Annotated in this window: 10 protein-coding genes and 1 pseudogene; 5 read left to right on the top strand and 6 right to left on the bottom strand. The window is 72.5% G+C overall.

The genetic code is table 11. The features are described 5' to 3' along the window. Together serC and C3488_RS03615 are read right to left on the bottom strand one after the other, a co-directional pair. Complete coding sequence (gene serC / locus C3488_RS03620; RefSeq protein ID WP_103837811.1) at nt 1–1,119, bottom strand: phosphoserine transaminase; 1,119 nt, start codon at nt 1,117–1,119, stop codon at nt 1–3. A gap of 205 nt (nt 1,120–1,324) precedes the next feature. Further along, nucleotides 1,325–1,586 (bottom strand): annotated as a pseudogene (locus C3488_RS03615) (cytochrome P450); the annotation flags it as partial. Between the two features lie 65 nt (nt 1,587–1,651). On the opposite strand from C3488_RS03615, the gene C3488_RS03610 reads away from it, so the two are divergent. Both C3488_RS03610 and C3488_RS03605 read left to right on the top strand, forming a co-directional pair. Then, nucleotides 1,652–4,561 (top strand): FAD-binding and (Fe-S)-binding domain-containing protein, encoded by a 2,910-nt coding sequence (locus tag C3488_RS03610; protein WP_103837810.1) that lies wholly within the window; start codon nt 1,652–1,654, stop codon nt 4,559–4,561. Then, nucleotides 4,558–5,337: a metallophosphoesterase gene (locus C3488_RS03605; RefSeq protein ID WP_103837809.1), complete on the top strand. Its 780-nt coding sequence runs from the start codon at nt 4,558–4,560 to the stop codon at nt 5,335–5,337. The genes C3488_RS03610 and C3488_RS03605 overlap by 4 nt, the downstream gene beginning before the upstream one ends. A gap of 48 nt (nt 5,338–5,385) precedes the next feature. Here C3488_RS03605 and cpt read toward each other — a convergent pair whose 3' ends face one another. The 4 genes from cpt to C3488_RS41300 form a co-directional block, all read right to left on the bottom strand. Beyond that, nucleotides 5,386–5,919, bottom strand: a complete 534-nt coding sequence (gene cpt, locus C3488_RS03600; RefSeq protein ID WP_103837808.1) for a chloramphenicol phosphotransferase CPT — start codon at nt 5,917–5,919, stop codon at nt 5,386–5,388. A 160-nt stretch (nt 5,920–6,079) separates the two neighbouring features. Continuing rightward, nucleotides 6,080–7,036 carry a DMT family transporter gene (locus C3488_RS03595; protein ID WP_103837807.1) on the bottom strand — a complete coding sequence of 319 codons (957 nt, stop codon included), beginning with the start codon at nt 7,034–7,036 and terminating at the stop codon, nt 6,080–6,082. A gap of 120 nt (nt 7,037–7,156) precedes the next feature. Beyond that, a complete protein-coding gene (locus tag C3488_RS03590) occupies nt 7,157–9,199 on the bottom strand; it encodes an ABC transporter ATP-binding protein (RefSeq protein WP_103837806.1) in 2,043 nt (680 codons plus the stop codon). 148 nt (nt 9,200–9,347) lie between these two features. Beyond that, complete coding sequence (locus C3488_RS41300; RefSeq protein ID WP_258053272.1) at nt 9,348–9,482, bottom strand: hypothetical protein; 135 nt, start codon at nt 9,480–9,482, stop codon at nt 9,348–9,350. A 344-nt stretch (nt 9,483–9,826) separates the two neighbouring features. On the opposite strand from C3488_RS41300, the gene C3488_RS03585 reads away from it, so the two are divergent. Genes C3488_RS03585 through C3488_RS03575 form a run of 3 tightly spaced genes read left to right on the top strand, consistent with a single transcriptional unit; the run spans nt 9,827 to nt 13,913 of the window. Next, the gene (locus tag C3488_RS03585; protein WP_103837805.1) at nt 9,827–10,621 is read left to right on the top strand and encodes a TIGR03084 family metal-binding protein; all 795 of its coding nucleotides are present in this window, start codon (nt 9,827–9,829) and stop codon (nt 10,619–10,621) included. Continuing rightward, nucleotides 10,618–12,318: an acyclic terpene utilization AtuA family protein gene (locus C3488_RS03580; RefSeq protein WP_181138861.1), complete on the top strand. Its 1,701-nt coding sequence runs from the start codon at nt 10,618–10,620 to the stop codon at nt 12,316–12,318. Before C3488_RS03585 ends, C3488_RS03580 begins: the two co-directional genes overlap by 4 nt. Then, entirely contained in the window at nt 12,315–13,913 is a 1,599-nt protein-coding gene (locus tag C3488_RS03575; protein ID WP_103837804.1) for an acyl-CoA carboxylase subunit beta, read from the top strand. Before C3488_RS03580 ends, C3488_RS03575 begins: the two co-directional genes overlap by 4 nt. The last annotated feature ends 17 nt before the right edge of the window (nt 13,914–13,930 follow it).

Genomic DNA, 13,930 nt, shown 5'->3' with positions numbered 1-13,930 from the left:
CTACAGCTTCTCGATCACGTAGTCGACGCACTTCGTCAGCGCCTCGACGTCCGCCGGGTCGATCGCCGGGAACATCGCGATGCGGAGCTGGTTGCGGCCGAGCTTGCGGTACGGCTCGGTGTCGACGATGCCGTTGGCGCGCAGGACCTTGGCGACGGCGGCGGCGTCGATCTCTTCCGAGAAGTCGATCGTGCCGATGACCTGGGAGCGCTTGGCGGGGTCGGTGACGAACGGGGTCGCGAACTTGACGTCCTCGGCCCAGCCGTACAGCGTGCGCGCCGAGGTGGCGGTGCGGCGGACCGCCCAGTCCAGGCCGCCCTGGCCGTTGATCCACTCCAGCTGCTGGTTCAGCAGGAAGAGGGTGGCGAGGGCCGGGGTGTTGTACGTCTGGTTCTTGCGGGAGTTGTCGATCGCCGTGGGGAGGCTGAAGAACTCCGGGATGTGGCGGCCGGAGGCATGGATGCGCTCCGCGCGCTCGATCGCGGCCGGGGAGAAGACACCGATCCACAGGCCGCCGTCGGAGGCGAAGGACTTCTGCGGGGCGAAGTAGTAGACGTCGGTCTCGGCGATGTCGACCGGGAGGCCGCCGGCGCCGGAGGTGGCGTCCACGAGGACCAGCGCGCCTTCGTCGGCGCCCTCGACGCGCTTGATCGGCATGGCGACGCCGGTCGAGGTCTCGTTGTGCGTGAACGCGTAGACGTCGACGCCCGCCTCGGCCTGCGGCTCGGGGTGGGTGCCGGGGTCGGTGGCGACGACGGTGGGCTCGGCGAGCCAGGGGGCGAGCTTGGCCGCCTTGGCGAACTTCGAGGAGAACTCGCCGAAGCTGAGGTGCTGCGACTTGTTCTCGATCAGGCCGTGGGTCGCGATGTCCCAGAACGCGGTGGAACCGCCGTTGCCGAGGATCACCTCGTAGCCGTCGGGCAGCTGGAACAGCTCGCGGATACCCTCGCGCACCTTGCCGACCAGGTTCTTGACCGGGGCCTGGCGGTGGGACGTGCCGAGCAGGGAGCTACCCGTGGCGGCGAGGGCGTCCAGCGCCTCGACCCGCACCTTGGAGGGACCCGCGCCGAAACGACCATCGGCGGGCTTGATGTCGTCAGGAATCTGGATATCAGCCACGGACGGGAGCGTAGCCGCTGGAGGAAACCTGGGCGAAACGTGGTCCGTCGGCTGAGACGGGGTGTCGTCGCGGGGTTGACCTCACCTCCGCCACCCTTACCCGCCCCGTGTCTGAGGGCTGCGCTCCGGACCCCGCGTCGGGCTGAACGGCCTCGTCCTCGAGCCGGTAGGGGCGGCGGGGCGGCGGGGGCGAGAACCGCCGGGTTCAGCCCCCGAGCCGTACCGGCAGCTCGAACAGGTCGTTCTGCGTCACCACCGGTTTGTTGCGCAGCTCGCTCGCCGGGAGCGCCAGGTCCAGGCCCGGGAAACGGGCGTACGGCGCCGGGAGCGCCACCCCCACCCCAGGCGGGACAGCGCCGCTCCGGGGCACACATGCGGACCGTGTCCCCGCAAGAGATGTGCCGGTTCTTTGTTTCCCGGGTGATGTCGAAGACGCCCGCGGTCGGACCGTGCGCCTTCCCGTCCCGCGCTGCTGGACGGCTCCCGTGTGCCCCGGGCGGTCACTGTCAGTGACGGAGGGCATGCTGGTGGCATGACGGATCGTGTGGTGCGAGAGCGGCAGGCGGCGGGCGCCGGCGCCGACATCGGTGCGCTGAGTCGGGAGCTGCGCGCGGCGGTGCGCGGCGCCGTCGAGTTCGACACGACAGCGCGGGCGCTGCACACCATGGACGCGTCCAACTACCGGCGCGTCCCGCTCGGCGTCGTGGCGCCCCGGGACGCGGACGACGTGGCGGCGGCGCTCGAGGTGTGCCGGGCGCACGGCGTGCCGGTCGTCGCCCGCGGCGGCGGCACGTCGATCGGCGGGCAGGCGACGGGCACGGGCGTGGTGCTCGACTTCACCCGCCACATGAACCGGATCGTGTCCCTGGACCCCGGGGCGCGCACGGCGGTGGTGCAGCCGGGCCTGGTCCTGGACCGTCTCCAGGAGGCCGCCGCCCCGCACGGCCTGCGCTTCGGCCCGGACCCCTCCACCCACGCCCGCTGCACGCTGGGCGGAATGATCGGCAACAACGCGTGCGGCTCGCACTCGGTGGCCTGGGGGACGACGGCGGACAACGTACGGGAGCTGTCCGTGCTCACCGCGCGGGGCGAGGCGCTGACCCCGGGCCGGGGCTGGAAGGGCGCCCCCGAGGGCCTGCGGGCGCTGGTGGAGGGCGAGTTGGCGCTCCTTCGCACGGGATTCCCGTCCCTCCCGCGCCGTATCTCCGGTTACGCGTTGGACGCGCTGCTGCCGGAAAAGGGCGCGGACGTGGCCCGCTCCTTCTGCGGCTCCGAGGGAACGCTGGGCGTCCTGACGGAGGCGGTCGTCCGCCTGGTCGAGGCACCCCGCGCGCGTGCGCTCGCCGTGCTGGGGTACGCGGACGAGACGGCGGCGGCCCACGCGGCGGCCGGGCTGCTGCCGCACGGCCCGCTGACGGTGGAGGGCATGGCCGCCGATCTCGTACCACCGTCGGCGGGGCTGCCGCGCGGTGGCGCCTGGCTGTTCGTGGAGACGGGCGGCGGGGACGAGGCGGAGGCACGCGCGCGTGCGGGGGCCATCGTCCGGGCGGCGGACGTCACGGACGCCACGGTGGTCACCGACCCTGCCGGACAGCGCGCGCTGTGGCGGCTGCGGGAGGACGCCGCCGGTACGGCGACCCGTATGCCCGACGGAGGGGGCCCCTCCCGCTCGAGCGGAGCCGGGAGTGGGGGAGAGGCCTGGCCCGGCTGGGAGGACTGCGCGGTGCCCCCGGCCCGACTCGGCGACTATCTCCGCGACTTCAGGGGCCTGCTGGCCGACCACGGTCTGCGCGGCACACCGTACGGCCACTTCGGGGACGGCTGCATCCACGTCCGTATCGACTTCGACCTGCTGACCGAGGAGGGCGTCGCCCGCTTCCGCCGCTTCTCGGAGGACCTCGCGGCCCTGGTCGTGGCCCACGGCGGCTCGCTGTCGGGGGAGCACGGCGACGGACAGGCGCGCGCGGAGCTGCTTCCGAAGATGTACGGCCCCGACCTGGTCGCCCTCTTCGCCCGCGCCAAGGACCTGTGGGACCCGGAGGGTCTGCTCAACCCCGGCATGCTGGTCCGCCCGGCCCGTCTGGACGAGAACCTCAGATTCGCGGTACTGCCCCGCCGGCCGGTCGAGGTCGCCTTCGGCTATCCGTCGGACGGCGGCGACTTCTCGGCGGCGGTCCGCCGGTGCGTGGGCGTCGCCAAGTGCCGTACGACGACGGTGTCCGGCTCTTCGGTGATGTGCCCCTCTTTCCGGGCGACGGGCGCGGAGGAGCACTCCACGCGCGGGCGGGCCCGGCTGCTGCACGAGATGCTGGCGGGCGAGGTGGTGACGGACGGCTGGCGCTCGACGGAGGTCGCAGACGCCCTCGACCTGTGCCTGTCCTGCAAGGGCTGCCGTACGGACTGCCCGGTCGGCGTCGACATGGCCACGTACAAGGCGGAGTTCCTGCACCACCACTACGCCGGCCGCCGCCGTCCGGCCGCGCACTACGCGATGGGATGGCTGCCGCTGTGGCTCCGGGCGGTGGCCCGTACCCGCACGGCGCCGCTGGTCAACGCCCTCACGTCGGTCGGCCCGTTGGCGGCGCTCGCGAAACGCCTGGGCGGCGTCGCACCGCAGCGCCGCCTCCCCCGGCTGGCGCAGGAGACCTTCAGCCGATGGTGGCGGCGGACGGCCGGCGGGCGCCCCCGGACGGCGCGCCCGCTGGTCGCCCTCTGGCCGGACACCTTCACGGAACACCTGTCGCCCTCCGTGGGCCGCGCGGCGGTACGGGTGCTGGAGGCGGCGGGCCTCGGGGTCGCCCTGCCCCCGGGCCACCGGCGCCGGGTCTGCTGCGGTCTGACCTACGTCTCCACAGGTCAACTGGACCGCGCCCGCACCGTCATGCGCCGCACCCTCGACCTGATGGAACCGGTGCTGGCGGCCGGCGCCCCGGTGGTCGTCCTGGAGCCGAGCTGTGCCGCCGCCCTGCGCACGGACGTCCCCGAGCTGCTGCATGACGACCCACGCGCGCGGCGCCTCGCGGCGGCGGTGGTGACGTTCGCGGAGGCCCTGGAGAAGCACGCCCCCGACTGGACACCGCCCCGCCTCGACCGCCCGGCGGCCGGCCAGACCCACTGCCACCAGCACGCCGTCCTGGGCGACACGGCCGACCGCCGGTTGCGCACGGCGGCGGGCCTGACCGGCGAACTCACCGGCGGCTGCTGCGGCCTCGCGGGCAACTTCGGCTTCGAGAAGGGACACTACGAGGTCTCGACGGCCTGTGCGGAGGAGCAACTGCTTCCCTCGGTGCGCTCGGCACCCGAGGACGCGGTGATCCTGGCGGACGGCTACTCCTGCCGCACCCAGCTTCAGCAGCTGGCGGGCGTCCGGGCACGGCACCTGGCGGAGGTGCTGGCGGAAGGGCTGGAGGAGAGCATCGACAAGGAGGGGACGAGTAAGTGAGCGACGTACTGGACCGGGTGGCGGTCCTCTCCGACATCCACGGCGTACTGCCCGCCCTGGAAGCGGTACTCGCGGAGCCGGACGTCGCCGCGGCCGACCGCGTCGTGGTGACGGGCGACATCACGGCGGGCCCGCAGCCGGCCGAGGTCCTGGACCTGCTGGCGCGCGAGGGCGAGCGGGTGGTCTGGGTCGCGGGCAACGCGGACCGGGAGCTTGTCGAACTCCGCCGCGGGCGGCGGACGGAGATCCCCGACCCCATCGGCCCCTACGCGGCGTCCCGGCTCCGCGACGAGCAGGTCGACTTCCTCGCCGAACTGCCGCTGACGGTGACTCTCCCGGTGCGTGGCCTCGGCGATGTGCTGTTCTGCCACGCGACGCCGAGGAACGACGAGGAGGTCGTCCTCGTCGACTCGCCCCTCACCCGCTGGGCGGATGTGTGGGAGAAGCTGCCGGACACGATCGGCACGGTGGTGTGCGGCCACACTCACATGCCGTACGTCCGCCTCGCCCACGGCCGCCAGGTGGTCAACCCCGGCAGCGTCGGCATGCCCTACGGCCGCCCCGGTGCCCACTGGTGCCTGCTCGGCCCCGGCGTCGACCTGCGCAGGACGCACTTCGACATCCCGTCCGCCATCACCCGCCTGACCCGGGAGTCGGCGTACGAGGACATCGCCGAGTGGGCGGACTACTTCCTCAACGCCCGGGCGGGCGACGCGGAGGTGCTGGAGGTGTTCGGACGGATGGAGGGGCGGGGAGCGGCGTCGGAGGGTGAGTGACGCCCGGGCCGGCAGGGCCGCCGGGCGTGCCGACGGCAGAGCTCCCGGTCACTTGACCCGGGCGGCGACAGTCCGCGCGCACTCGAGGGACTCCGTGTGCGTGGTGTCCACCTCCAGGTCGTAGACCACGCCCCGGTGGACCATGTCGGCCTGGAGTGCGGCCATTCCCTGGGCCCGGTCGCCGCGGGCGATCTCCCGGCCCGCGGCGACGGCGCTCCCGCACCTGACGCCGACCCACAGCACGTCCAGCCCGCTGAGAGCCTTCTGCCACTGCTGCTGGGACGCCGCTCCGCCGAGGAAGACGTCGTCGACGATGACCCGGGCGCCCGCACGGGCCATGGCGGCGACCCCCTCCCTCCATGCTGCTTCCAGCTCCCGGAAGGCCGACCCGATGTTCACCCCGCCATCTGATGCGATGTCGAATCCTTCTTCCGATGCCTGCATGGACGCGGGCATCGCCTCGATGAGCGAGTCGATCGCGGCGGCAAGCCACGGGTTCGGCAGTATCGCCTGAAGGCACCGGACGATCCCGGACTTGCCGGAGCTTGACCCGCCGTTCAACACGATCACCTGAGTTGTCACCGGGTCACCGTAGAGGCACCCGCCACGGCGCCCGAAACGAATTTCGGCAGGGACGAGACCTGGACGAAGCCGCGTCCACGGAGGTGGTACGGGAAGCGAGGCTGCCGTCAGGCCCGGTGGGCCCTGTTCGGCGAGGACGAGCGGGGAACCGCCCCGGCACCTACGCCTCCGGCCGGGCCACCTTCGCCTTGCCCCGCCCCACCTGCGTCCGCACCGCTCCCATGCTCGCCGCGATGACCAGCGCGATCGCCACCGTCTGGGTCGCGGTCAGGGACTGGCCGAGGATCAGGAAGCCCGCCGTCGCCGCGAGGGCCGGTTCCAGGCTCATCAGGATCGCGAAGGTGGAGGAGGGCAGGCGGCGCAGGGCGAGGAGTTCCAGGGTGTAGGGCAGGACCGAGGAGAGCATCGCCACGGCCGCGCCGAGTCCGATCGTCACCGGTACGAGCAGCCTCGTGCCGGACTCGGCGATCCCCAGCGGCACGAACAGCACCGCCGCGACCGCCATCGCGAGCGCCAGGCCGTCCGCCTGCGGGAAGCGCCGTCCGGTACGGGCGCTGAAGACGATGTACGCCGCCCACATCGCGCCCGCCGTCAGGGCGAACGCGACGCCCGCCGGGTCCAGGTCGCCGAAGCCTCCGCCGCCCAGCAGGAACACGCCGGTCAGGGCGAGGGCCGCCCAGACCACGTTCACCGCGCGGCGTGAGGCGAGGACGGAGAGGGTGAGGGGGCCGAGGACCTCCAGGGTGACGGCGGGGCCGAGCGGGATGCGGGCGACTGCCTGGTAGAAGAGGCCGTTCATCGCGGCCATGGTGATGCCGAAGACGACGACCGTGCCCCAGTCGGCGCGCGAGTGCCCGCGCAGCCGGGGCCGGCAGACCAGGAGCAGCACGATCGCGGCCACCACCAGGCGCAGGGTGACGACGCCGAGCGCACCGGCCCGCGGCATGAGGCTCACCGCCAGCGCACCACCGAACTGGACCGAGACGCCTCCGGCGAGCACCAGGCCGACGGGCCCGAGGGAACCCCGCAGCCGGGGACCGCCGGGTGCCACGGGAGCAGTCGAGGCGGGAGTCGGCGCCGAAGAGGCGGCGGAGGCTGCGGTGCTGGGCGTGTTCACGGGGCCTTCCAGATGCTGGGCTGAAGTCGTGCAGCTTGGTGTACCTGGAAGTCCAGGGTAATGGACTTGGTCATGTGTGTGAAGCGGTTATGCGCCTGTACCCCCGGCCGCGGAGCGGTGTCAGCCCCCGTGCCAGGGCCGCTCGTCGCGGAAGAGCGGGCGGCCATCCGGGAGTTGGTGCGGTACCGCCCCGGGGGCCCGGCCGGGGAACTCGTACGGCACGTGCGGATCGGGTGCCGGCCGGCCTGCCTGCTGCCCCGCCGGGGCCCCGGCCGTGTAGTCCGCCGGAACCGCTGTGGGCACCTTCGCGGGTTCCGGAAACAGCGGCAGCCGCAGCTCCGCCGTGTCCATGTTCACGTTGTTCTGCGACCGGTGCAGCCGGGAGTACGCCCCGCCCCGCGCCAGCAGCTCCTCGTGGCGGCCGGTCTCGACGATGCGGCCCTGGTCGACGACGAGGATGCGGTCGGCGTCGGGCGCGAGGTTCAGATCGTGGGTGATCATGATCGTCGTACGGCCCGCCATCAGGCGCCGCAGCGGTTTGACGACCCGGCGCGCCGCCATCGCGTCCAGGCCGGTCGTCGGCTCGTCGAGCACGAGCACCGGCGCGTCGCGCAGGATGGCGCGCGCGATCGCGAGGCGCTGCAGCTGGCCGCCGGACAGCCGGGCCGAGTTGGGGTCGACCTTGGTGTCGTATCCCTCGGGCAGCCGCATGATGAATTCGTGCGCGTCCGCGGCCTGCGCCGCATCGAAGATCGCCTGCTCGCCGGCGCCGGGCCGCCCGCAGGCGATGTTCGCGCGGACCGTGTCGTGCAGCACGAGGGTCTCCTGCGGCAGCAGCGTGACGTACTCGCGCAGCCGTGCCAGCGGGAAGTCGCCGATCGGCGTTCCGTCGAGGAGCACCGCTCCGGAGTCGGGGTCGTAGAAGCGCAGCAGCATCTTCGAGACCGTGGACTTGCCGGCGCCGCTCGGTCCGGTGATGATCACCAACTCGCCGGGGCGCACGCAGAACGACAGCCCCTCCAACGCCATCCGGTCCGCCCCCGGATAGCGGAAGTACACGTCTCGTACCTCCACCGACCCGTCGGGCCGCCCCACCGGCGCCCGGTCCGAACGCGCCGGATCACTCACCGCCGGCCGCACGTCCAGGATCTCGATCAGACGCTCGGCACCGGCCGTGGCCGCCGTCACGGTCAGCCCGAGCTGCGCGAGGCCACGCACGGGCGGGTAGAGGTAGCCGAGGAAGGCCGCGAACGCGAGCAGCTGGCCGAGCGTCATCCGACCCGCGGAGATCTCCCAGGCGCCGAGCCCGATCACCGCGAGCACGCACACGGTCTCGATGACCTGCACGAGTTGCTCGTACAGCTCGCCCAGCCGGGCGGAGCGCACCGACGCCCGGAACCAGGCGTTCGCCTCCTGCCCGAGCCGTCGCCGCTCGGCGGCACGGCGGTCGTACGCCTGGGTGAGCACGATGTTGCCCAGCGACTCCTCCACGACGGAGGTGATCGCGCCGTCCGCGACCCGGCCCTCACGGGAGACGGCCTTGATGCTTCCGGAGAAGCGCCGGGCGGCCAGCCAGAACAGGGGCGCCAGTACGAAGGCCGCCGCCGCGAGGTCCCAGCGCAGCCAGAACGCGGCGGCCGCGTAGAAGACGGCACTGAAAGCGGCCGAGGCGGCTCCTACCAGCCCGGACACCACCATCGTCTCGATCGCTTCGACGTCGCTGGTCAGCCGGGACAGCAGGTCGCCCTGCCGGTGCCGTTGGAAGAAGTGCGGCGGCAACTGCTGTACGTGGTCGAAGACGTGCTCGCGCAGCCGCATCACGAAACGCTCGGTGATCCAGGTCGCCAGGGAGTTGCCCGCGTACCCGATGGCCGCGCCGAGCACCGCCACCCCGAGCCACTCGGCGGCCGGCGCCCAGAACGCGCTCAGCGAGCCCTTCTGCAGCGCGTGGTCGGTGAGTTCGCTGAACAGCAGGATGGCGGCGGTCTCGGCGAGCGCGGCGAGCACCGTGCACCCCCAGACGATCGCCAGCCAGCCCCGCAGCCCCCTGGTCATGGGCCAGAAGCGCCGGAAGGCGGTGGGGGCGGGGATCGTGGGGGTGTCGTCGTTGGCGTGGTCCCCGTACTCGTCCTCGTGGTCCTCGTACTGATCAGTCCCGGTCATGTCCAGAGGTTCTGTCACGGGGATTGGTCGGCCCTTTGAACGGTCTCGGCGCAGGCTGTGAAATGCCGCCGCAATCGGAGCGGAAAAACACGAAAGAGGGCCGACGGTGCACCCGTCGGCCCTCTTCATTGTTGCCGGATTACTGGATTCAGTGGTCGTGGCCGGGCAGCGGCTTCGGCAGCGGCTTCGGCTGGTGCTTCTTCTTCGGCTTCGGCTTCGGCGGGGGCGGGAGCTGCTTGGCCTTGGGCTTCGGGGGCAGCGGGGCAAGCTTCTTGAAGCTCATTTCCGTCTCCTTGAGGGTTTATCGAAATTGCCGTGCAGTGGTGCGAGAATTCTCGGTGGGCGAGGCGGGGATTCCGGATCGCTTGTCCCGGGAATTCCTTCGCCGCCCGACACGAGAGAACTTACACGGGCCGGGACCGCAAAACGGCAAGGAACTGCAAACGGGGGCTGTGAAAACCTGGGGAATCGCTGGCAGTCGGTCGCGGAACCTGAGTGTTGCTTGTCCCCGGCGCCCCTGTCTGTGAGCCCCCTGAGCGCAAACGATCCATGCAAGCACGCTTGCTTGTTTCTCCCCCCGCTGCCATGCTCCCCACGCACACCGTCGTGCCCCGAGGGGAGCGCATCGTGTCCGACGCATCGTCCGTGATCGACGACCTGGGCCGGGAGAGCGAGGAACTCGACCGACTGGTGGCCGAGTCGGGGGAGGACGGCTGGGCGCTGGACACCCCCGCCGAGGGCTGGACCGTCGCCCATCAGATCGCGCACCTCGCCTGGACCGACCGCGCCGCCCTGCTGGCCGTCACGGACCCGGAGGACTTCGCGGCGGAGGTCGAGAAGGCCCTCGCGTCGCCCGGCACCTGGGTCGACGAGGCCGCACGGGAGGAAGCCGGGCGCCCGCCCGCCGAACTGCTCGCCCGGTGGCGCGAGGGCCGCGCCGCGCTCGACCGGGCCCTGCGCCAGGCACCGCCCGGCGCACGTTTCCCCTGGTACGGGCCGCCCATGTCGACCGCCTCCATGGCCACCGCCCGCCTGATGGAGACCTGGGCCCACGGCCTGGACGTGGCGGACGCGCTCGGTGTGGCACCCGCGCCCACGGTGAGGCTCCGGCACATCGCCCGGCTCGGGTTCCGCACCCGCGACTTCTCCTACTCGGTCCACGGACTGCCCGCGCCCGCCGACCCCTTCCGCGTCGAACTCCTCGCACCGTCCGGCGACGTGTGGACGTACGGCCCGGAAGACGCCCCACAGCGCGTCACCGGACCCGCCCTCGACTTCTGCCTCCTGGTCACCCAACGCGCCCACCGCGCCGACCTCGCCCTGCGCACCGAGGGCCCGGACGCCGACCGCTGGCTGGACATCGCCCAGGCCTTCGCGGGTCCACCCGGCAGCGGACGCCCGCCGAAGGGAGCCACCCGGTGAGGGCCCTCCGTCCGCTGCGCATAGGCAACGCCTCCGGCTTCTACGGCGACCGTTTCGACGCCCTGCGCGAGATGCTCACCGGCGGCCCCCTCGACGTCGTCACCGGCGACTATCTCGCCGAGTTGACCATGCTGATCCTCGGCCGTGACCGCCTGAGGAATCCCGGCGGCGGTTACGCGCGCACGTTCCTCGGCCAGTTGGAGGAGTGCCTCGGCCTCGCCCACGAGCGGGGTGTGCGGATCGTGGCCAACGCGGGCGGCCTCAATCCGGCCGGACTCGCCGAGCAGGTACGGGAGTTGGCGGGGCGTCTCGGCATACCCGTCCGGGTGGCGCACGTCGAGGGGGACGACCTCACCACGTCCCACCCGGGCGCCCTCACCGCCCACGCCTACCTCGGCGGCCACGGGATCGCCGTGTGTCTGCGCGAGGGCGCCGACATCGTGGTCACCGGGCGCGTGACGGACGCGGCCCTGGTCACCGGGCCGGCCGTCGCCCACTTCGGGTGGGGGCCCGAGGAGTACGACCGGCTGGCCGGCGCGGTGGTCGCCGGGCACGTCCTGGAGTGCGGGGCGCAGGCCACCGGCGGCAACTACGCCTTCTTCGACGAGCATCCGCCCGAGCGGCTGCACCGGCCCGGCTTCCCGCTCGCCGAACTGCACCAGGACGGCAGCAGCGTCATCACCAAGCACGACGGCACCGGCGGCGTCGTGGACGTCGGCACGGTCACCGCACAGCTGCTGTACGAGACGGCCGGCGCCCGGTACGCGGGCCCGGACGTCACCGTCCGGCTGGACACCGTCCGGCTCACCCAGGAGGGATCCGACCGGGTGCGGATCGAGGGGGTGCGCGGGGAGGCACCGCCGCCCACCCTGAAGGTCGGCCTCAGCAGGCTCGGCGGCTTCCGCAACGAGGTCACCTTCGTGCTGACCGGGCTCGACATCGAGGCCAAGGCCGCGCTCGTCCGAGCCCAGATGGAAGCCGCCCTGGACGCCGCGGAGTCCCGGCCGAACGAGATCCGCTGGGAACTCGCTCGCACCGATCACCCCGACGCCCCCACCGAGGAGACCGCGAGCGCCCTGCTGCGACTCGTCGTGCGCGACCCGGGCCAGGAGGCGGTGGGGCGCGCGCTCACCGGCGCCGCGGTCGAACTGGCGCTCGCCAGCTACCCCGGCTTCCATGTGGTCGCCCCACCGGGGAGAGCTGAACCATATGGAGTTTTCGAGGCGGCCCCCGTCGACCGTGGTGCCGTAGACCATGTGGCGGTCCTCCACGACGGCCGCCGCATCCCCGTGCCGCCCGCCCAGACCACCCGCGCACTCGACGATGTACCGGACCCGCCCCTGCCCGAGCCGCTGCCCCCGGGGCCCACCCGTCGCGCGCCCCTCGGTCGCGTCGCCGGTGCCCGCAGCGGCGACAAGGGCGGCAGCGCCAACGTCGGCGTCTGGGTTCGCACCGACGAGGCCTGGCGCTGGCTCGCCCACACCCTCACCGCCGACCGGTTCCGCACACTGCTCCCGGAGACGGCCGCCCTGCCCGTCCGACGCCACGTCCTGCCCGACCTGCGCGCCCTGAACTTCGTCGTCGAGGGCATCCTCGGCGAGGGCGTCGCCGCGCGGCACCGGTTCGACCCGCAGGCCAAGGGCCTCGGCGAATGGCTGCGCGCCCGCCATCTGGAGATACCGGAGGCCCTGCTGTGACCGTCCTGCCGTCGGCGCTGGACCCGCGCAGCCCCGACCACCTCGCCCACCGTGACGCCATGCTCGCCAGACTCGCCGAGCTGGACGCCGAGCACGCCAAGGCCCTCGCGGGCGGCGGCGAGAAGTACGTCGCCCGCCACCGCGCGCGCGGCAAGCTGCTCGCCCGCGAGCGCATCGAACTCCTCCTCGACCCCGACACACCCTTCCTGGAGCTCTCCCCGCTGGCCGCCTGGGGCAGCGACCACACGGTCGGCGCCTCCCTCGTCACAGGCATCGGGGTGGTGGAGGGCGTCGAATGCCTGATCATCGCCAACGATCCCACCGTGCGGGGCGGCGCCAGCAACCCGTGGAGCCTGAAGAAGGCCCTGCGCGCCAACGACATCGCGCTCGCCAACCGGCTGCCCTGCATCAGCCTCGTGGAGTCGGGGGGCGCCGACCTGCCGTCCCAGAAGGAGATCTTCATCCCCGGAGGCGCCGTCTTCCGGGACCTGACCCGCCTGTCCGCCGCCGGCATCCCGACCATCGCCGTCGTCTTCGGCAACTCCACGGCCGGGGGCGCGTACATCCCCGGCATGTCCGACCACGTGATCATGGTCAAGGAGCGCGCCAAGGTGTTCCTCGGCGGGCCCCCGCTGGTGAAGATGGCCACCGGCGAGGAGAGCGACGACGAGTCCCTGGGCGGCGCCGAGATGCACGCGCGCGTCTCGGGTCTCGCCGACCACTACGCGGTCGACGAGCAGGACGCGATCCGGCAGGCCCGTCGCGTGGTCGCCCGCCTGAACCACCGCAAGGCGTACGCCGATCCGGGCCCCGCGGCTCCTCCGAAGTACGACCAGGAGGAACTCCTCGGGATCGTGCCCGGCGACCTGAAGGTGCCCTTCGACCCGCGCGAGGTCATCGCCCGCATCGTCGACGCCTCCGACTTCGACGAGTTCAAACCGCTGTACGGGACCAGCCTGTGCACCGGATGGGCGGCCCTGCACGGCTACCCGGTCGGCATCCTCGCGAACGCCCAGGGCGTGCTGTTCAGCGAGGAGTCCCAGAAGGCGGCCCAGTTCATCCAGCTCGCCAACCAGCGCGACATCCCGCTCCTGTTCCTGCACAACACCACCGGCTACATGGTCGGCAAGGAGTACGAGCAGGGCGGCATCATCAAACACGGCGCGATGATGATCAACGCCGTCAGCAATTCGACGGTGCCGCACCTGTCGGTCCTGATGGGCGCCTCGTACGGGGCCGGGCACTACGGCATGTGCGGACGGGCCTACGAACCGCGCTTCCTGTTCGCCTGGCCCAGCGCCAAGTCGGCGGTCATGGGCCCCCAGCAGCTCGCGGGCGTCCTGTCGATCGTCGCCCGGCAGTCGGCGGCGGCCAAGGGGCAGCCGTACGACGAGGACGCCGACGCCGCCCTGCGGGCCATGGTGGAGCGGCAGATCGAGTCCGAGTCCCTGCCGATGTTCCTGTCCGGGCGGCTGTACGACGACGGGGTCATCGACCCGCGTGACACCCGTACCGTCCTCGGCCTGTGCCTGTCCGCGATCCACACCGCGCCCTACCAGGGCGCGCGTGGCGGGTTCGGCGTCTTCCGGATGTGAGGCCCCGATGCCCCCGA

The organism is Streptomyces sp. Ru72 (genome assembly GCF_002920635.1).
In the GTDB taxonomy this organism is placed as follows: Bacteria; Actinomycetota; Actinomycetes; order Streptomycetales; family Streptomycetaceae; genus Streptomyces.
The sequence above is the reverse complement of the archived record's forward strand: the minus strand, read 5'-3'. Positions and strand labels throughout refer to the sequence as shown.